Origin of the sequence: Acetobacter papayae JCM 25143 (assembly GCF_000613285.1) — a bacterium.
Classification (GTDB): domain Bacteria; phylum Pseudomonadota; class Alphaproteobacteria; order Acetobacterales; family Acetobacteraceae; genus Acetobacter; species Acetobacter papayae.
In genome coordinates this window covers 1-17,689 of sequence record NZ_BAIN01000050.1, presented here as the reverse complement: position 1 = coordinate 17,689, position 17,689 = coordinate 1, and the positions used below count along the sequence as shown (strand labels likewise).

At 59.8% G+C, this 17,689-nt stretch carries 19 protein-coding genes, 1 tRNA gene and 3 pseudogenes; 17 read left to right on the top strand and 6 right to left on the bottom strand.

From position 1 onward, the window contains the following. The 4 genes and pseudogenes from JCM25143_RS19010 to JCM25143_RS11235 form a co-directional block, all read left to right on the top strand. Window positions 1-424: TonB family protein (locus JCM25143_RS19010; protein WP_234395195.1), on the top strand; the 424-nt coding region annotated here is incomplete at its 5' end. Between the two features lie 130 nt (window positions 425-554). After that, window positions 555-994 (top strand): annotated as a pseudogene (locus JCM25143_RS19005) (acyl-CoA thioesterase). Window positions 995-1,343: 349 nt separating this feature from the next. Beyond that, complete coding sequence (locus JCM25143_RS11240) at window positions 1,344-2,168, top strand: ferritin-like domain-containing protein (protein ID WP_025861225.1); 825 nt, start codon at window positions 1,344-1,346, stop codon at window positions 2,166-2,168. 106 nt (window positions 2,169-2,274) lie between these two features. Continuing rightward, a complete protein-coding gene (locus JCM25143_RS11235; protein ID WP_025861224.1) occupies window positions 2,275-2,664 on the top strand; it encodes a VOC family protein in 390 nt (129 codons plus the stop codon). A 391-nt stretch (window positions 2,665-3,055) separates the two neighbouring features. Here JCM25143_RS11235 and JCM25143_RS19000 read toward each other — a convergent pair. Beyond that, window positions 3,056-3,498 (bottom strand): annotated as a pseudogene (locus tag JCM25143_RS19000) (hypothetical protein). Window positions 3,499-3,786: 288 nt separating this feature from the next. On the opposite strand from JCM25143_RS19000, the pseudogene trhO reads away from it, so the two are divergent. Together trhO and JCM25143_RS11220 are read left to right on the top strand one after the other, a co-directional pair. Next, window positions 3,787-4,749, top strand: a pseudogene (gene trhO / locus JCM25143_RS18995) (oxygen-dependent tRNA uridine(34) hydroxylase TrhO); the annotation flags it as partial. A 342-nt stretch (window positions 4,750-5,091) separates the two neighbouring features. Beyond that, window positions 5,092-5,766, top strand: coding sequence for a hypothetical protein (locus JCM25143_RS11220; RefSeq protein WP_148300115.1), 675 nt, complete (start codon window positions 5,092-5,094; stop codon window positions 5,764-5,766). 30 nt (window positions 5,767-5,796) lie between these two features. Here JCM25143_RS11220 and JCM25143_RS11215 read toward each other — a convergent pair whose 3' ends face one another. After that, window positions 5,797-6,150, bottom strand: a complete 354-nt coding sequence (locus JCM25143_RS11215) for a hypothetical protein (RefSeq protein WP_408735036.1) — start codon at window positions 6,148-6,150, stop codon at window positions 5,797-5,799. Window positions 6,151-6,779: 629 nt separating this feature from the next. On the opposite strand from JCM25143_RS11215, the gene JCM25143_RS25420 reads away from it, so the two are divergent. Together JCM25143_RS25420 and JCM25143_RS11205 are read left to right on the top strand one after the other, a co-directional pair. Further along, the gene (locus JCM25143_RS25420; protein ID WP_051543255.1) at window positions 6,780-7,553 is read left to right on the top strand and encodes a hypothetical protein; all 774 of its coding nucleotides are present in this window, start codon (window positions 6,780-6,782) and stop codon (window positions 7,551-7,553) included. Between the two features lie 131 nt (window positions 7,554-7,684). Beyond that, the gene (locus JCM25143_RS11205) at window positions 7,685-7,864 is read left to right on the top strand and encodes a hypothetical protein (protein WP_025861220.1); all 180 of its coding nucleotides are present in this window, start codon (window positions 7,685-7,687) and stop codon (window positions 7,862-7,864) included. A 173-nt stretch (window positions 7,865-8,037) separates the two neighbouring features. Here JCM25143_RS11205 and JCM25143_RS11200 read toward each other — a convergent pair whose 3' ends face one another. Further along, a complete protein-coding gene (locus JCM25143_RS11200) occupies window positions 8,038-8,364 on the bottom strand; it encodes a YggT family protein (RefSeq protein ID WP_035371075.1) in 327 nt (108 codons plus the stop codon). Between the two features lie 94 nt (window positions 8,365-8,458). On the opposite strand from JCM25143_RS11200, the gene JCM25143_RS11195 reads away from it, so the two are divergent. Continuing rightward, window positions 8,459-8,534: transfer RNA gene (locus tag JCM25143_RS11195), tRNA-Ala, on the top strand. 101 nt (window positions 8,535-8,635) lie between these two features. Here the strand turns inward: JCM25143_RS11195 and JCM25143_RS11190 are convergent. Together JCM25143_RS11190 and JCM25143_RS18985 are read right to left on the bottom strand one after the other, a co-directional pair. Beyond that, window positions 8,636-8,974 carry a tRNA-binding protein gene (locus JCM25143_RS11190; RefSeq protein WP_025861218.1) on the bottom strand — a complete coding sequence of 113 codons (339 nt, stop codon included), beginning with the start codon at window positions 8,972-8,974 and terminating at the stop codon, window positions 8,636-8,638. 4 nt (window positions 8,975-8,978) lie between these two features. Further along, window positions 8,979-9,887, bottom strand: coding sequence for a DMT family transporter (locus JCM25143_RS18985; protein ID WP_234395194.1), 909 nt, complete (start codon window positions 9,885-9,887; stop codon window positions 8,979-8,981). Between the two features lie 175 nt (window positions 9,888-10,062). Between JCM25143_RS18985 and JCM25143_RS11180 the strand changes: the two genes are divergently transcribed. From JCM25143_RS11180 to JCM25143_RS18980, 5 genes are all read left to right on the top strand, one after another. Beyond that, window positions 10,063-10,545: an Lrp/AsnC family transcriptional regulator gene (locus JCM25143_RS11180; RefSeq protein WP_025861216.1), complete on the top strand. Its 483-nt coding sequence runs from the start codon at window positions 10,063-10,065 to the stop codon at window positions 10,543-10,545. Window positions 10,546-10,703: 158 nt separating this feature from the next. Continuing rightward, complete coding sequence (locus JCM25143_RS11175; protein ID WP_025861215.1) at window positions 10,704-10,940, top strand: (2Fe-2S)-binding protein; 237 nt, start codon at window positions 10,704-10,706, stop codon at window positions 10,938-10,940. Between the two features lie 68 nt (window positions 10,941-11,008). Continuing rightward, on the top strand, window positions 11,009-11,995 hold the full coding sequence (locus tag JCM25143_RS11170; protein WP_025861214.1) for an NAD(P)H-dependent glycerol-3-phosphate dehydrogenase: 987 nt from the start codon (window positions 11,009-11,011) through the stop codon (window positions 11,993-11,995). Between the two features lie 189 nt (window positions 11,996-12,184). Beyond that, entirely contained in the window at window positions 12,185-12,718 is a 534-nt protein-coding gene (locus JCM25143_RS11165) for a Dps family protein (protein WP_025861213.1), read from the top strand. Window positions 12,719-12,965: 247 nt separating this feature from the next. Further along, the gene (locus JCM25143_RS18980) at window positions 12,966-13,565 is read left to right on the top strand and encodes a TetR/AcrR family transcriptional regulator (RefSeq protein ID WP_051543253.1); all 600 of its coding nucleotides are present in this window, start codon (window positions 12,966-12,968) and stop codon (window positions 13,563-13,565) included. A 179-nt stretch (window positions 13,566-13,744) separates the two neighbouring features. Here JCM25143_RS18980 and msrB read toward each other — a convergent pair whose 3' ends face one another. After that, a complete protein-coding gene (msrB, locus tag JCM25143_RS11155; protein ID WP_025861211.1) occupies window positions 13,745-14,143 on the bottom strand; it encodes a peptide-methionine (R)-S-oxide reductase MsrB in 399 nt (132 codons plus the stop codon). 157 nt (window positions 14,144-14,300) lie between these two features. On the opposite strand from msrB, the gene JCM25143_RS11150 reads away from it, so the two are divergent. From JCM25143_RS11150 to JCM25143_RS11140, 3 genes are all read left to right on the top strand, one after another. Continuing rightward, on the top strand, window positions 14,301-15,806 hold the full coding sequence (locus JCM25143_RS11150; protein WP_025861210.1) for a sodium:solute symporter: 1,506 nt from the start codon (window positions 14,301-14,303) through the stop codon (window positions 15,804-15,806). Next, window positions 15,803-16,747 (top strand): N-acetylmuramic acid 6-phosphate etherase, encoded by a 945-nt coding sequence (locus JCM25143_RS11145; protein WP_025861209.1) that lies wholly within the window; start codon window positions 15,803-15,805, stop codon window positions 16,745-16,747. Before JCM25143_RS11150 ends, JCM25143_RS11145 begins: the two co-directional genes overlap by 4 nt. Further along, a partial coding sequence (locus JCM25143_RS11140) for an N-acetylglucosamine kinase (protein WP_025861208.1) occupies window positions 16,744-17,689 on the top strand: 946 nt, incomplete at its 3' end. The genes JCM25143_RS11145 and JCM25143_RS11140, both read left to right, overlap by 4 nt.

Genomic DNA, 17,689 nt, shown 5'->3' with positions numbered 1-17,689 from the left:
ACCCAGCCACCACACGCCCTCGCCGCTGGATTACCCCATGGACACGTCCTTCGATCAGGCTCCTGCTCCGCGCAGGGCCCGGCGCGGGCGTAGCGGGGGCAGTGGTGCCCCGCTTGACCTGTCTATCGGCCCGATGGTGGAAAACGGCGCACTGAACGCCCATTACTCGTCGCGCACATCGGTTCATGGTGTCAGCAGCGATTACGCGGCGGAAATCGATGCCTGGATTCAACGCCACCTGTATTACCCGCCAGAAGCCGCCCAAAACGGCAATTCCGGCACAACAGCTGTGCATGTCGTGCTGGACAGGCAGGGGAATGTCTTCAAGGTGTTCGAAACCAGCTCGTCCGGCGTGACCGAACTTGATGCCGCGACTGTCGCATGTTCCATGGGGCGCAACTGCCCCCGGTACCGCCGGATATGAAAGACAACTACATCAACTTTGACGTAACGATAAACTATATCCTTATCCGCAACTAAAAGGTGCTGATACGTTAAGGACACCACTGCCCTGAGCCTGCGGGCCTGAGGGGTCATTACAAGGAGTTTCGCGTATGTGTCCGTCTTCTGAACCCGTTCTGCCTACAGGCATCCCCACAATCCGGGTCGTGGCCATGCCCACCGACACCAATCCGGCGGGAGATGTGTTCGGCGGCTGGATCATGTCGCAGATGGACCTTGCAGCAGGCACCACGGCGGCTTTCAGGGCCAATGGACGCTGCGCCACGGTTGCGATCAACAGCCTCGTTTTTCTTGAACCTGTCGTTGTGGGGGATGAAGTCAGCATTTACACCGACATTACCCGCACGGGCCGTACATCGCTGCATATCCATGTCGAGACATGGCGCAGGGCGCGGCATACGCACATCACCTCCAAGGTGACGGAAGGCGAGTTCATTTTTGTCGCACTGGATGAAAAGCGCAAACCCCGCCCGCTGCCCCCGCCCAGCCGGGTGACGAACTACCCGCTCCCCCCTGCGAGCAGGATGCCTGAAAAACAAAACGGCAGCCCGGTGGAAACACCGCCTTATCGACACCGGGTTGCCTGACTGCGGAACCTCACCGCCCATGGCATGTTAAACAGGCTCCTGCGGGGCAGGCCGGTGGGGTGCGTCAGCCTTGTGGCAGTCACGCTGTGGTGAGTATTGACAGGAGACGAGGTCGTATTTTTTTGTTTTCCATCATTCCGCCCATAGGAAGGATGGTCTAAAACCCCCAGCCAGCCCCCGTGGGCAACGTGGCGCAAGGCGGCAAACCGCCTCCACCTTGCCCAAGTGGCCGTATTCTGGCCGGGCCAGAAAGACATGCAGACACTGCCACGGGCGCAGGAGGAGGTTCGATACATGAAACACTGGCAAATCGACCAGCTCCCGTGGGATGAGTTCGATATCACGAAAGTGGATCCGCAGCTTGTGCCCGCCATCAAGGCGGCCTCGGTTGTGGAACGCAACAGCGTGGATTACGCGCACTACCTCAACAACGTCTTTCAGGATGATCCGGACTTCCGCACCGCGGCCGATCTGTGGGCGCTGGAGGAAATCCAGCATGGCGATGCCCTTGGCCGCTGGGCCATGCTGGCCGACCCCTCATGGGACTATCAAGCCGCCTTCCGCCGTTACCGCGATTTCTACCAGATTCCGCTTGATGTGCACGAATCCGTTCGTGGCTCGCGCACTGGAGAACTGATCGCGCGCTGTATGGTGGAAACCGGCACTTCGTCCTTCTATTCCGCTCTGGCCGACTCAACGCAGGAACCTGTGCTCAAGGCTCTGTGCAAGCAGATCGCGGCGGATGAATTCCGGCATTTCAAGCTGTTTTACGACCATATGCACCGCTACCTGCAGCGCGAAAACATAGGCTTGCTCAAACGCATCCGCATTGCACTGGGGCGGGTGACGGAAAGCGAGGATGATGAACTCGCCTCTGCCTACTACACCACCAACGAACCCCCTTCACTGCCCTATGACCACCAACGCTGCATTGCCGCCTATATGGCGCGCACCATGAAAAACTATCAGCCGCGCCACCTGCGCCGTGTTACCGGCATGGTGTGCAAGATTGTCGGGCTCAAACCGCATGGCCTGCTTGAGCGCTCGCTGTTCGTGGTGGCAAAAAAACTGTTCTTCAAGCGCCAGCGCCACTTCGCCAGAATAGCGGGAATGAACTGACCCCACACACCTGCCCACGATTTTACGCAAGACCGGGGGCAGGGCTTGGCCATAGCCGCGCGGAGTTCTAGTTTGGCCCTGTCAGACCACGACAGAAGGACAGACCATGTTCACGCATATCATGGTGGGCAGCAACGACATTGCGCGCTCGCAGAAATTCTACAACGCCACATTTCAGGCCCTGGACATCCCCCCCTCTGAAATCAACGCCAGTGGGCGGCTGAGCTACTCTCATCACGGCGCGCGCTTTCTGGTCACCAAGCCGCTGGATGGCAAGCCCGCCACCCCGGCCAATGGCGGCACCATCAGCATTGCAGCGCCTTCACCCGCGCATGCGGCAGCCTGGCACAAGGCGGGTCTGGAAAACGGCGGTACCGCCATTGAAAACCCGCCCGGCATCCGCCAGACGCCGGTAGGCCCCATGTATCTCGCTTATCTGCGCGACCCCGATGGTAACAAGCTGTGCGTTGCCAGCAAGGTGCCCGAAAACGTCTGACACCCTTTAGGGAACAGATGACCTGGCGCGTGGCGACCCGACATCGCCCGCGCCATGAACGGGCCGCAAGTGACACAAAACGGTAACAGGAACAAATGCAGAAAGCCGGAAAAAAGCTCGGCTTCCTCTCCCTTCCACAAAACTATCCACAGGGTTTTCCCGTAATCCGCCCCGAGAATCTGTGGATATCCCTTTGAACGACCGATTAAAAAAATCGCCGTTTTCCAAGGTTTTTGCGGTTTTTTTGCTTCTACGTGCCAGAAACCCCTTGACCTTGCAGCGCAGCTACGATTCGGGCGCGGTATAACTCATCCACAACCGCTCAAAACCGACTCCATTCCAGCACGCACAACCCCTTGCACTGCGCCATCAGCCATGACGGGTAACGCTTTCAGGGACTGTCAGACTCCGGCTTGTCGCCCATATTGACGAATGTCTGGTCGGAAATGGACACATCCGTCAGCGTCGGGCGTTGCAGGGCTTCGGACGTATCGCGCGCAATGCCAGCCGTGCGCAGTTTCAGATCCGCCAGTTCCTCACGCACATCGCTAAGGATTTCCACCAGCGCGCGGTGATCCTCCATCGCCCGGTCGTCCTGTGCCTTGTTCAGCAGGGCGCTACCCACCATAAGCGCAGGCAGCGCCACAAGCTGGATACAGTTGCTGATATAAAGCAGCGTCTCCTGCCACTGCGGCATAAGGCAGGCACCAGCGAAAAAACCAGAAAAGCATAAACGCACCAGATACTGCCGAATATCCAGGTCATCCGCACGGCCACGCCGTCATTCAGCCTGTTGATGACGGCAAGAATACCGGTTTTCTGCTCAGGCTTCATCGGCCGGACTTTCCTTTCCTGCTTATCAGGAGCAACACCCTTGCGGACCACGTCTGGCGTGAAGAGGTAGCCCTGAACTGACCGGCAGGGTTTAACACAGGCCTGCCTTTTTGTCCGTTTCCTCAACCGGATGCCACGATCCCATGTCCGGCATGGGCTAGGCACAGGAAAGCGCTTGCCGCCCCCCACTCCGCCCCGCTAAACCGACGCCAATGCAAAGGGGCTGCCCCATTTACGCCCTCCGCCGGTTCATCCGGCACAAAGCCGCGCAACCGCAAGGACACCGCCATGACGACCGCCAGCACCACCCCGGCTTTTTCTCCGGCACAGGATGACAACACCCTGCCCTACCGCGTGGCGGCGCTTTACCGGTTTACTGCGTTTGAAAACCTGCCGGAAATCCGCGATGCCCTGCTACACACCTGCACCGAACAGGGCGTGAAGGGCATTCTGCTGCTGGCGCATGAAGGGATCAACGGCACCATTGCCGGAAGCGATGCCGGGATTGAGGCCGTTGTGGCGTATATCCGTACCCTGCCCGGCTGCGCGGCGATTGAGGTCAAGTTTTCCCGAGCACCTTCCATGCCCTTCCTGCGGATGAAAGTCCGGCTCAAAAAGGAAATCGTCACCATGGGGGTTGCGGATATGGACCCCAACAAGACGGTCGGCACCTATGTCGACCCGGCGGAATGGAACGCCCTGCTGGAAGACCCCGACACCATTCTGATCGACACGCGCAATGATTACGAAGTGGCTGTCGGCACGTTCCGGGGCGCGACTGATCCGCGCACCAAAACATTCCGCGAATTTCCCGAATGGTTCCGCAAGAACCGCGATACATTCACGAAAGAGGGCCGCAAACCCCGGCTGGCCATGTTCTGCACCGGCGGCATACGCTGTGAAAAAGCTACGGCCTTCGTCAAGACCGAAGGCTTTGACGAAGTCTACCACCTGCAGGGTGGCATTCTGAAATATCTGGAGACAGTTCCCGAGCAGGACAGCCTGTGGCAGGGCGAATGCTTCGTGTTCGACCAGCGCGTGACAGTAGGCCACGGCCTGACACCGGGCGCAATGGAACTGTGTCACGCATGCCGCGCCCCGCTTTCCCCCCAAGACAAAGCATCCCCCCTCTATGAAGCGGGTGTGAGCTGCCCAACCTGCCATGGCCAATGGGACGCAAAGCGCCATGCCCGCCATGCCGAGCGCGAACACCAGACCCGACTGGCCGCGGCCCGTGGAGATACGCATCTGGCGCCAATATGGAGGAAGAGCGTGCACGCAAACGCCAGCGGCAGGAAGAGAACATCCGCCATCAGAACGCCATGCGTGAGGGGCTGGAATAACCCGCCCCCTGAAACAGACTGCGCGGGTCGCCTGATCAGGGCGAACCATTATGACAATGTGAAAAAAATATAAATCTCAACACTTTATTCATAAAGTTCTGGGCATTAGGTTTTAAGAGCCCCCGCACGCAGGCGTGCGATCATACATCGGCACATTATTTTCCTTTCCGATCGACCTGCCTGAAAACCATGAAAAATTTCAGGAAAACCTCTCCCTTGTTCATGTCATTCACATTCCATGACACGCATCATGACCCATTCACACCCCAGCAGTCTGTGCCCGCAACAAGCAGAAGTCTTCCGTCAGGAACTTTCCATGCTGATGGAAGACGGAAGGCACAGTTTCCACCTTCTGCTGCGCGGCATGCAGGAAAATGAACTTCTGGCCACGACTTCGCTCTGCCTGACGACAGCGCAACTGCGGGTTCCAGCACTGCTGCAATTTTCTGCCCGCTTGTTTCGGCTTCACGAACATGCCCTGTCGTTCGAAACGGCATCCCGGCTGTGCAAGACCCTGCTTGACACTGCGGTGCATGATCTTGGGGCTCCAGACCGCATCAATTTTTCAGAATATCTCTATTATTCAGTGCATTACGCACCCCGCATCCAGAACTGGAAAATCCATTCCATCATCCCGTCTCTTTATGCGGACCAGACCCCGCTAGGGCGTGTTCTGGGCGGGCATATCGCGCTGGATGTCATTCTGCTGACCATATGCCGGTTCAACGCCCGACGACTGAACCAAACTGACTGGCTACGCAAAAAGCCAGACCTTAACGGTCTGGCTTTTATCATTCACACCCTGCACCGCTATGGGCTGCTGGACATGGCCGAACTCCACAAGGCGTTCAGCCATGTTCTGGAAGTTGCCACAGGCTATGTGCTGCGCAGCATGCAGGCCAACGCCGAGAACCAGAACGGCTGAACCTGCCAGCCGTACCAGCCCGAGGAGTTCTTACAGATGTTCCGCCGGGGCAGGAGCTGCTGCGGGAGCTGGCGGCTGAGCAGGATGAGGCGGCTCAGACGGTGTCATGGCGCCGGGTGTGGTGGAGTGTTCCACATCATAAGCCGTGGCTTTCTGTTCATACGAACCTTTGGCACCCGGATGCTCCTGATCATACAGATGCGCTTTCATCCGGGCTTCCTTACGGTATTCATGCCGCTTGTACATGCCCACCACGCAGCCCGCCGTCGCCCCCAGCACGCTATGGTGGTCCGCCAGATGCCCGCCAACAGCCCCGGCGGCTCCATATTTAAGACACCCGCCGGGTTCGGCATGGGCACCCACGGCAAGAGCCGAAGACAGCATAACGGCGGCCACCACAGCCACCTTACGATAGATCATGTTCTCATTCCTGTCGGGTTTCATCAGAAGACCGCACCGGCAGGCAGACTGGGGGCAGCCCACCCTCCTCAACCGGCGAGACACCAGCCCCCTTCCGGCCCGCAGGTTGCACGGGCCTGACGGGGAGCGCTGTCCGGTGCAGAGCAGGGCATAAAAACCCCCTCATGACAACTCACCCAAACAGCGGTATGCACATCCGCTCCCGGCACAAGCCCGGCCATGGCAGATTTTCGCCACGCCGCGCCCCACGTAAGCCTGCCCCTGCCCTGTCGAGGACGCATGAAGCAAAACGCCCCCCGCACCGGTCACAACCCGCTCCGCACTCCCCTGCTCTGCTGTGACCATGGTCGCCGTTTGCGGCGTTACGCTACCCTGTTGGCCCTGCCTGCTCTGGCCGCATGCGGTTACAACGATTCACGGCGAGCCCATAAAGGCCAGCTTGAGGTTATTGGCATGACCAGCGAAGACCTTCAGGCCTGTGCGGGCATACCGGACAAGACCGCCCGGCTGGATGATCATGTGCAGATCTTTCAGTACACACGCTCCATCAATGTGCCCTCCACCAACGACTCAACCTGTTCCCGCTGCAAACGGTGGTCAATCTGGCGCAGACCTCCATGGGTGGTGCGGGCAAGACCTGCATTGCCTCGATCCGTATCGTTGATGGGCGTGTCAGTGACATGCACTATAGCGGCGACAATGACCGCATGATCGGCTCGGATGGTGTTTGCGCGACATTGGTCAAAGGCTGCCTGACCACTCCCCCCGCATCGGCCCATTCTGTCAGCAACAACCCGATTTTCGGTCCGGTTTCAGCCTTCCACGCTCCGAGTCTGCCCACGCCCGGCGCCAAGACTGTCGAGCCCGCCGTCCATTACACCAACGCTTCGGCGCCACAGGACACATCTGCCCCGCTGCCACCCCCGTCTTCAGAACCACTTGATGCGCCAGCCAGCATGGCCTCCGATGTCCCCACGACTACGGCTACACCCTCAAATCCAGCACCATTGCCGCCCATTGTAGCCGTGACGAGTCCTGCAACGGGCAGCGCCAGCAGCACCAAGGAGCAGCCCGAGACCGTAACCAAAATGACCTCGGATGCAGCGACTACTACCCCAACAGCACCCTCGGCACCCATTGCGGCCTCCGCGGCCCAATCTGGCACAACGGCACCTGTGGCTGGCTCCGTGGAAAACAGCAATCAGGCTGCCGCGATAGACCCGACAAACCCCGGAGCGGCACCGGACAACACCTGCCCGTCCACTTCAGCCACCGCAAAGCCTGCAAATGGCAGCGCCTCCTCTCCCGCTACCTCTTCGGAAAAAGCCGGGGGGCCATGCGCTGCGCCGCTTGACCACAAAAGCTAAAGGAGTAGTGTAACGGCTGTTTGGTTTGTGAACGATTGTGGTGGGATCTGGCCCCGCAGCCCCTTGGCAGACAAGGATGCTGGTGAGAAAATGGTCAGGGCGTCTCGCCCGAACAAGAGGGTTTTCAAGAGATGGGCATGTTTGTGTGCGTGGCGCTGCTGGGCTTTGACCTGATCGCTTTTTTCCTGGGCATGAGCACGTCGTCGCTGAGCGCGACAGTCGTGGCCTTCCTCGTGCCGGTTATCATCATGAGCGGCTACACCCTCATGCATATTGAAAAAGACAACAGCCCGGCCCCGGCCCATCACTAAAAAACGGCTCCTGCCGCCTTATTCAAAGGAAGGCAGGAATCAGTTGGGCGGCCTTAATTAAAGGCACGAATACAAAAAACGCCGAACTTCCCGCATGGAAGGTTCGGCGTTTTTTATTGCCATAGCCAGTAACCAGCCATGGCAGTCAACATAACTGGTGGCCCCATTGCTGTTCAGCCGCCATTCTCCATCGACAGGTAAAGCAGTTTGACCAGTGTTGGCTGCAACACGTACTGAATAAGCAGCAGCACCACCATGGGACTGAAATCTATGCCGCCGGGTGTCGGCAAAACCCGACGTACGGGCGCGAGAACCGGCTCGGTCAGGCGCTCAAGAAAAACACCGATTTTCCAGACGATCTGGTTACGGCTGTCCAGAATACCAAAAGCGTACAGGTTCACGAAGATGCAGGATACAAGCAGAATCCAGCAGTAGATTTCCAGCACGCGCGTCAAAATCACAAACAATACAAACACGATAGAACCTGATCCTTCCGCCATGGCACGGCATGCCGTCCTTCGGGTATAGTGGTATATAATACAGCTTGACAGAAAATTGGTAAGCCCTATACACGACCTCACCGAAAAGACAGGCGGGGCTGTAGCTCAGTTGGGAGAGCGCCTCGTTCGCAATGAGGAGGTCAGGGGTTCGATTCCCCTCAGCTCCACCAGCCGCCTGAACCGGTTTTTATACCCTCAGAAAATCAGTTGCTCTGCCTGTTTCAGACAGTCTCGCTTGCCTGTTTCCTCGGGCGCTAGAAAACTGTTCTGGTTAAAACAGGCGGCTACCGTTTGGCACGCTCCGTTCGGGAGTGATCAGAACAACATTTCTGTCTGTATCTGAAAAACCGAGCGTTAAAACTTCCGAGATAAACGGGCCAATCTGGCGCGGTGAAAGATTGACAACACAGGCCACCTGTCGGCCGATCAGGTCATCTGCGCTGTACAATTCTGTAATCTGGGCGCTTGAGCGTTTTGTTCCGATTTCCGGCCCCAGATCAATGGTAAGTTTCCATGCCGGTTTGCGGGCTTCTGGGAAAGGCTGCACATCAATAATCGTGCCTGCGCGGATATCCACTTTTGTGAAATCATCGAAAGACAGTACAGACATCACCTTACACTCCATTTTCCATCAGAGCATTAACCGCCCTACGCCCTCTGGCGGCATGTTTCTGGTGCACTGAAACGCATGTCAGCACACTCAGGGTAATGCACACGAAGGCCGCGACCTCAAGCGGGCGGGGCCAGCGGCTTTCCCACAGAAAACCGTAAATCAGGGCAAAAAAGGTTTCGAACAGGATCATCTGTCCGGTCATGGTCAAAGGCACCAGACGGCTCATCCGGTTCCACAGGGCATTGCCAAAAATGGATGCAACAATGGCTACCCCACAGGACACGGCAACAAACCGTCCCCACTGATCCGCACCATAAGTGAAAGGCCCGCTCAAAAGGGCGACAGGGCTCAACACCACAGCCTGCGCACCCGTGACAATGCCTGTAAGCAGGTTCCAGTCATGAACGGAAAGCGAATTCAGGCGCACAAGGCAGCGGCTATTGCCCACCGCATAGGCTGTCCACAACACCAACGCGACAACCGCGCAGAAAAAACCGCTTACAGAATGGCTGCCAGCACCAGATGCCGCAAGGGCCTGCCATGCAATACAACTCGCCCCAGCCGTGCAGAACAAGAGCGATGGCAGCAGCGCATAAAACGATACAGCCCCTTTATCCCGGCTACCGATAATCGTGACCGTAACGGGTAAAAACCCGATAACCAGCGAGGCGAGCGCAATGCCGCCTTTCTGCACGGCCATGGACAGCAGGATATAATAGAAAATATTGCCGCACAGGGAGAGCCAGAAAAGCGCCTCCCAATCCTTTTTCTTTATACTGTGCCGAAGGGTTTTCCAACGCGGCGCAATCATGATGGCGGACAGGATGCCATAGGCCAGATAACGCCCTATCGCCACCTGCATGGGGGTGAACGGACGCGCCAGTTCCGGCGCCAGAAAAACCAGCCCCATAAAGCGCCCGCCCCTGCACCGCACAGCATACCCAAAGACATGGTCTGTGCTGTATCTACCTGTTTATTATCTGCCATGATGGTCACGCCATGTGTCTCCTTGCGCAGAGACATATCATCGGGAAAGTGATTTTTGTGCTCTTGATTGGTCGCCTTAATGCAACAAAAACTCGCATATGAGCAAAAAATCCACCCCGCGTGCGCTGGATGATTTCGACAGGGCTATTCTGCGCATTCTCCAGAAAGACAACAAAACGCCCCAGCGGCAGATTGCCGAGCGGGTCAATCTTTCCGCCGCAGCCGTGCAAAGGCGGATTGCCGCCATGGAAAATGCCGGGGTTATTGCCAGCAATACGGCTGTTGTGAACGTACAGGCCGTACGTATGAGCATTACCGCCATTGTTGAAATACGCCTGAAGGATGAGCGGATCGAAACGGTCGATAACGCGAAAAAGCTGTTTCACAGCGCCCCGGAGGTGCAGCAATGTTACTATGTTACAGGCGGTATCAGCTTTATCCTGATTGTGATTGCGCCGGACATGAGCACTTATGAAGAAATCACCCGCCGCCTTTTTGCTCAGAATGACTCGGTTGCAAGTTATCGTTCCCTGATCGCTCTGGACAGGGTCAAGGCTGGAAGCACGATCGTTATCCCCTGACAGCGGCCTGCGGGTAGAATCGGCCCCACTCAGAGCCTGCCACACCACCAAAAGCTGGCCAAAACCCACCCGCGCGGGCGGCTACACAAAACTATTGCGACTAATTATCATTTGTTGTTATTGTTGCTTCAGGACGCAACGACTCAGGGCTGTGATCTATGGTTGTCTGTTCGTGTAACCGACTTACCCATGTTGATGTGGAAACGGCAGTCGCTGGTGGCGCAACCCATCCGCGCGAGGTCTATGCTGCACGCGGGTGCCGGGCACAGTGCGGTAACTGCGTGCAGGGTGTGGTGTGCCTACTGCGCGAAGCCCGCAAGAAGCACCAACTCGCCCATGAAGCCGCAGCCCGGCAGGCCGTGGCCTCCAACGCAGAAATCGCCCTGTCCGCCTGAGCACAACAGACAGTCCGGCCCGCTCAGCGGCCTTGCGCAACAGCGGGGCTTCTGGCACGGCTCGAAACATGAACAAACCCTTTCTTGTCATGGGTGCTGGTGCGTGGGGCACCGCACTGGCCCTGCATGTAGCCCGCACCGGCGCACAGGTTCACCTGTGGGCCCGTTCAGACCGTACCCTGCCATCAGGGGCCATGCCCCGCCTGCCAGACTTTCCGCTACCCGGCTCCGTGCAGGTCTCATCCACGCTGCCCGATACAGCGTTTGAAGCCGTGCTGGTGGCCATACCGACACAGTCTCTCTCCAGCATCATGCCTCTGCTGCCCGCCGGAACACCGGCCATTCTGTGCTGCAAGGGCATAGAGCAGCAAACTCTTGCTTTTCCGCTGGATATTCTGGCGCGCGAACGGCCTGATGTTCCCGGTGCTGTGCTCTCAGGCCCCAACTTCGCACGCGAAATTGCCGCAGGGCTGCCGGCTGCCGCTGTCATTGCCGCACCGCATATCAGTCTGGCCCGCAGCCTGACAGATAAACTGGCCACCCCGCTTTTCCGCCTCTACGCCAGTCAGGACTGCATGGGCGTGCAATTGGGGGGAGCCGCTAAAAATGTCATCGCCGTTGCGGCAGGGATCTGCATTGGTGCCGGTCTGGGAGAAAATGCCCGCGCAGCACTGATTACACGCGGCCTGGCTGAAATTACACGCCTAGCCTGCGCGCTGGGCGGACAGGCGGCCACGCTGGCGGGGCTGGCCGGGCTGGGCGACCTGCTTCTGACCTGCACGGGTGATCAGTCGCGCAATTACCGCATGGGGCTGGCCCTTGGCGGGGGCGCATCCACCACCGATGCTCTGGCCAGCCTGCCCGGCGTGGCAGAAGGCGTCACCACGGCGGATGCCCTTGTGACACTGGCGGCACAGGCCGGTGTGGACGCACCCATTACCCAGTGCATTGCGGCCTTTCTGTCCGGGCAACTGACCCTTTCGCACGCGCAGGCCCTACTGCTCAGCCGCCCGCTGAAAGAGGAATACGAAAGCCCCGCATCCAGCGGGCATTAAGCTCTGGCAAGAACCTGTCACAAGGTTGTCATCGTTTTCACGTTTCCGTGCGATGAAGTATTTTTTTCCTTCATATCCGGGCGGCTCCCTTGCATGCCGAGCCATAGCCGCCACGTAATCAACAGGCAGTCAGCCGCTTTGAAGCAAGCCTGACTGCGCGATGGTTATTAACGGAAAAAGGCCGAAACCATGACCAAGACGACAGCCTCGCAAGCCCATGTCCGGGAATATCTGGGCACGCCCAGCGATCTGGATGCCAAAAAACTTCAGGCCGTGACAGCCGGGCTGGCGGACGTTCTGGCCGATGTCTTTGCCCTGTATATCAAGACCAAGAATTTCCACTGGCATATGAGCGGTCGCCATTTCCGCGACTACCACCTGCTGCTGGACGAGCAGAGTCAGGAACTGTTCGCCATGACCGACCCGCTGGCCGAACGCGCCAGAAAGGTTGGCGGCACAACCCTGCATTCGGTAGGCGAAATCAGCCGCAAGACAGTTATTGCCGATAACGATGTCGAATATGTCACGCCCGAAGACATGCTGGCCGAACTGCGTGAAGACAACCAGACCCTTGTCCGCCGCCTGCGCGCCGTGCACGACCTGTGTGACGATGCGCATGATGTCGCCACCGCCAGCCTGATTGAAAACTGGATTGACGAAGGCGAACGCAGGACGTGGTTCCTGTTTGAAAGTACCCGCCCGGCCTTTGGCAAAAACGACTGATACAGTCCGGCGCCAGCCCAATAAGCGGTCCTGAAAGCCGTTTTCATGGCTGGCGCATGCCTGTCCGTCTCTTCAAAGTAAGACTACCAGTTCAACCGCCCCGGCTGCCGGGCGGTCGATATCCTTTGCTTGCAACCTGTTCACCGGACGGACTACAAACACCCGACAATGGCCTAAGCCACCCCCGGAACAAGCAAGAAAGCACCGCATGCCTGCGTGTGCAGGCAAGAACAGAACGAACAGATCAGTGTCCGAGTCCCGCCCGCCTTCTTCCTCCTGCGATACGGATGCAACCAAGCGCCCAACCCGCCTGCTGGATATGCTCAACCCCTGCATGAAAGGCCGCAAGCGCCGGTGCGGGCGCCCTACGGCCCATGATACGGAAGAGCTGGATCAGTATCTGCTGGAAATCGCCGCGGGCCTGTTCGTGCAGCATGGTTATGCGGGCACTTCCATAGACCAGATTGCGCGCAAGGCCTCGGCCAGCAAGCAGACCATCTACCGCCGGTATCCTTCCAAGGAAGCGCTGTTTATCGCGGTTATTTCAGACCTGACAGGCACCGTGCTGCAAGCCATGGCCGCCACCCCGCTGAAAGACCCGCTTGAGGAACTGCGCCACATCTGCACCCTGCTGCTGGACCTGACCCTGCGGCCGGATTCACTGGGCACCTACCGTATTCTTATTGCCGACGGGCACCGCCACCCCTCGCTGCTGCGGCAGGCGGTGGAAGCCATTGGCCAGCCTTTCCACAATGCGATTGTACGCCTGCTCAAGGCCGCGGAAAGCAAGGGCCAAATCGAGCCCGGCAATGCGGACGATACCGCCGCCCGCCTGCTGACAGGCTGATTACCGGCTGGCCGCTGGAAGACAGCCTGTTCGGGCTAGACCCGCTCAAGAGCAAAGCGGAGCGCGAGGTTTTTTTCGACCGCGCATGGGCTTTTTTCCTGCGTGCCGTAGGCGGTCGCCACGGCCTGCCCGCCACCTGACACGAGCTGTAACCGCAGGTTCTTTCCCCTTTAAGCCGTTTATGTTCCCGCAGGCCGGAAAACCAGCGCCAGACCGTTAATGCAGTAGCGCTCGCCCGTGGGGGGCGGGCCATCGGGAAAAACATGGCCCAGATGCCCTTCGCACCGCGCGCAATGCACCTCGGTCCGCACCATGCCGTGGCTGGTGTCGCGTTGCGTGGCAACGCCTTCGGGCTCGGGTCGCCAGAACGAAGGCCAGCCGCTTCCGCTTTCATATTTGGCGGCAGAACTGAACAAGGCCGTGCCACAGCCCGCACAGCAGTAAACACCATCGCGCTTTTCATGATTAAGCGGGCTTGAACCCGGATACTCGGTGCCGTGTCCGCGCAGGATATGCTCCTGCTCGGGGCTGAGGGCACCACAGGCCGCCTGCCCACATCCGTTCTGATCGTGCTGCATATGCCTCTTCCTTTTTCTCTGTTCCGGCCCGCTGGCAGGGCCAAAGCGGACAGGGCCAAAACAGCCCTCCGCCGGATTTCGCATAAAGGCCGTTCCGATCCCGGACAAACACGCCTATCATTTACGATATGGTGTTGCGCACGCTTTTTCCACCGCCATGACTACGCTGGACTGGCTAACCTTGCTGGCCTATCTGGCGGGCATGCCCGCCCTTGCCCTCGCCCTTGCGGGCAGGCAGGCCTCGGCCCATGCCTATCTGGAAGGGCATGGCGACCTGCCATGGTGGGCACTATGCCTGTCCCTTGTGGCCACGGAAACATCCACCCTGACACTGATCAGCGTGCCGGGCATCGCCTATGGCAGCGGCATGGTGTTCGTGGGGCTGGCGCTGGGCTACCTGCTGGGTCGGGGTATTGTGGCATGGGCATTTCTGCCGCTGTATCAACAAGGCCGCATGCTCAGTGCCTATGACTGGCTGGGCCAGCGCTTTGGCCACACGCTGCAACGGCTGGCTTCGGGCACGTTTCTGCTCACCCGCCTGCTGGCGGAAGCCGTGCGCCTGTTCGCGGGCATGCTACCGCTGGCGGGCATATTAGCGGCCCTGCATTTCTCCCTTTCCGCTCCCGTGCTCCTTGCCGCTATCATGATACTGACACTCGCCTACACACTTCAGGGCGGGTTACGCGCGGTGGTCTGGTCAGACAGTATCCAGTTTGCGGTGTATCTTGGTGGCTCGCTCGCCTGCGCTGCCTTGCTATGGCATGCGGCTCCCCCCGGTACACTCGACATGCTGCATGAAGCGGGGCGTTTCAGCCTGTTTACCCACCATGCGCCCGCCTTTACCAGCCCGTTCACGCCACTGGCGGCCATTGGCGGCGGAGCGGTGCTCTCCCTTGCCTCGCACGGAACGGATCAGCTTATGGTGCAGCGTGTACTGGCCGCCCGCAGCCTGCGCGATGCCCGGCTGGCCCTCATGGGCAGCGCCATTGGTGCCGGTCTCTTGTTCAGCCTACTTTCGCTGGTGGGGGTTCTGCTCTGGGTGCACCATGGTGGCGTATCGGCAGCGCAGGCTGGTTTTACCCGCACCGATGCCATTTTTCCCGCCTATATTGCCCAAGACCTGCCATCCGGCCTGCGGGGGCTTATGCTCGCGGCCATTCTGGCCGCCACCATGGGTTCGCTTTCCTCTACCCTGTCGGCCATGACCGCCGCCGTAATGGGGGATTTTTCTACTCTCTGCCGTCCACTGCTACACTGGTGCGGCACACCCAACCCGGATCTGGCCCGCCTGCGCCTTGCGCGCGCCATTACAGCATTATGGGCCATTGCCCTTGTGCTGTGCGCAAGCCTGTTCGCCCATGCCGGGCAAGCAGCGGTGCTTGTCGGGCTGTCCATTGCCGCCTGCGGATATGGCCCCATGCTGGGCAGTTATCTGGCGGGTATGCTGCTGCCTAAACTCAGTGCGCGCAATCTGGTGCCCGCCTTCTGTCTCAGCCTGCCTGCCTCCGTGCTGGGCATGCTGCTCCTTCGCCCACACGGGCAGCCACTGGCTTTTGCATGGCTGATCGCGCCGGGCATGGGCGTGCTGTGCGTGGCAGCACTGATAAGCCATGCTATAGGCCGCATGCGCCATACCGTCCGCCGGAACAGGACCTTTTCATGACCGAGCAAGCCCCTCCTCCCGCCCCGGCCCGCACGGAAATGCTGGACCCCCGTTACGACAGGCTGGAGCAATGGCCCACCACCACACTGCTTTCCGCCCTGCTGGACAGCCAGCTTGATGCAGCCGCCAGCGTGCGGGCGGCCCTGCCCGCCCTTGAAACGGCCATGGCTGAGGCGCTGCCGCGGCTGGAACGGGGTGGGCGTCTTTTCTACATAGGGGCCGGTACATCCGGCCGCCTTGGATTGCAGGATGGGGTGGAACTAATCCCAACCTATGGCTGGCCACGCGCACGGCTGGTGCTGCTGCTGGCTGGGGGCGATGCCGCCCTTTTCAGCCCCGTGGAAGGAGCGGAAGATGACGAGGCCGAGGCCATCCGCGCCATGCAGGCCCATGCTCCCACGCCTGATGATGTCGTTATCGGTATCGCCGCCAGCGGGGGCACACCCTATACCTGCGCCGCCATTGCCCATGCCCGCGCTGCCGGCAGCCTGACCATCGGCATGGCCTGTAGCCCGGACAGCCGCCTGCTGGCTGAAGCGCAATGCCCGGTTCTGACATGGACCGGGTCGGAAGTCATTGCCGGTTCCACCCGGATGAAGGCAGGCACGGCCCAGAAAATCACCCTCAACCTGTTTTCCACCGGCCTGATGGTGCGGCTGGGCCATACATGGCGCGGCCAGATGGTGGATATGCGCCTGTCCAACATCAAACTGGTGCGCCGCGCCCACCGCATGCTCCAGCATCTGACCGACTGCACGCAGCCTCAGGCCGAAGCCGCTCTCCAGCAGGCCGAAGGCAGCATCAAACTGGCAGCGCTGTTGCTGCAAGGCCGTCATTCAGGCCTGCAACCCGCTCAGGCCCGCACCCTGCTGGCCTTGTGCAACGGGCGGCTGGGGCTGGCGCTGGAGCGGCTGGGCCAGACAAGCCCCATGCAGGCATGAAACAGGACAGCCACACCAACAGGGCAGACCCCACCATTCTGGCGCTGGATGGCGGCGGCACCTATACACGCGCAGTTATCATAACCCGCGAAGGCCATGTCAGCGCCCGTGCGGAAGGCCTCGGCTGCAACCCGTTCGACCGTCCCGACTGGGCAGAATGCCTGCGCACACTGCTAGAGCGCCTGCCACACCATAGCCTACGGGCGGCTGGTCTTGGCATGGCAGGGTATGATGCCGAACGCCCGTCCTGCACAGCGCAGGACAACCTCGTACGGGCGGCTCTGGGGCCGGATGTTGCCCTATGTCTGGAAAACGATGTGGAAACCGCGCATCGCGGCGCGTTTGCCGATGGGCCCGGTATTTTTATTCTGGCGGGCACGGGCTCTGTCGTCATGGTCCGTGGGGCGGATGGCCGACCGGCCCGCGCAGGGGGCTGGGGTTGGCTGCTGGGAGATGAGGGCGGAGGTTACTGGCTTGGCCGCAAAGCCCTGCGCCATGCCGCGCATTATCTCGACACCCCCCATGCGCCAGACCCCGCTTTTGCCCATGCGCTCTTGCACAGGCTGGGCCTGCCTGCGCCGGATCATGCACCGGGCTCCCACCATGCCACCACCACACGAGCCAATGCCGCCAATGCCCTGCGTGAATGGCTGCGCACACGCGCGCACCCCCGCTCCGCCATAGCGGAACTAGCGCTGTTCGTAGGTGAGCAGGCCGATGCAGGCAGCCCCACAGCCACGGCACTGCTGCACCATGCTGCCCACCATCTGGCCGAACAGGCACAGGCCGCCACCGATCAGCTAGGCGAGGCCGCCCCCCTGCCATGGAGCCATGGCGGCAGTGTCATGCACAGCCCCATTCTGCTGACCGCGCTAACGACCCTGCTGCACCGCGCGCCTCTGCCACCACGACTACCCCCACTGGGCGGGGCGGCCCTGCGCG

Coding starts and splice junctions, on each gene's coding strand:
- JCM25143_RS11205 (WP_025861220.1), top strand. CDS start 7,685: ATGGGCATGTTTGTGTGCGTGGCGCTGCTGGGCTTTGACCTGATCGCT.
- JCM25143_RS11175 (WP_025861215.1), top strand. CDS start 10,704: ATGGTTGTCTGTTCGTGTAACCGACTTACCCATGTTGATGTGGAAACG.
- JCM25143_RS11170 (WP_025861214.1), top strand. CDS start 11,009: ATGAACAAACCCTTTCTTGTCATGGGTGCTGGTGCGTGGGGCACCGCA.
- JCM25143_RS11180 (WP_025861216.1), top strand. CDS start 10,063: ATGAGCAAAAAATCCACCCCGCGTGCGCTGGATGATTTCGACAGGGCT.
- JCM25143_RS11145 (WP_025861209.1), top strand. CDS start 15,803: ATGACCGAGCAAGCCCCTCCTCCCGCCCCGGCCCGCACGGAAATGCTG.
- JCM25143_RS11150 (WP_025861210.1), top strand. CDS start 14,301: ATGACTACGCTGGACTGGCTAACCTTGCTGGCCTATCTGGCGGGCATG.
- JCM25143_RS11235 (WP_025861224.1), top strand. CDS start 2,275: ATGTTCACGCATATCATGGTGGGCAGCAACGACATTGCGCGCTCGCAG.
- JCM25143_RS11240 (WP_025861225.1), top strand. CDS start 1,344: ATGAAACACTGGCAAATCGACCAGCTCCCGTGGGATGAGTTCGATATC.
- JCM25143_RS11215 (WP_408735036.1), bottom strand. CDS start 6,150: ATGCTGTCTTCGGCTCTTGCCGTGGGTGCCCATGCCGAACCCGGCGGG.
- JCM25143_RS11165 (WP_025861213.1), top strand. CDS start 12,185: ATGACCAAGACGACAGCCTCGCAAGCCCATGTCCGGGAATATCTGGGC.
- JCM25143_RS11190 (WP_025861218.1), bottom strand. CDS start 8,974: ATGTCTGTACTGTCTTTCGATGATTTCACAAAAGTGGATATCCGCGCA.
- JCM25143_RS11200 (WP_035371075.1), bottom strand. CDS start 8,364: ATGGCGGAAGGATCAGGTTCTATCGTGTTTGTATTGTTTGTGATTTTG.
- JCM25143_RS18985 (WP_234395194.1), bottom strand. CDS start 9,887: ATGGGGCTGGTTTTTCTGGCGCCGGAACTGGCGCGTCCGTTCACCCCC.
- JCM25143_RS11220 (WP_148300115.1), top strand. CDS start 5,092: ATGACCCATTCACACCCCAGCAGTCTGTGCCCGCAACAAGCAGAAGTC.
- msrB (WP_025861211.1), bottom strand. CDS start 14,143: ATGCAGCACGATCAGAACGGATGTGGGCAGGCGGCCTGTGGTGCCCTC.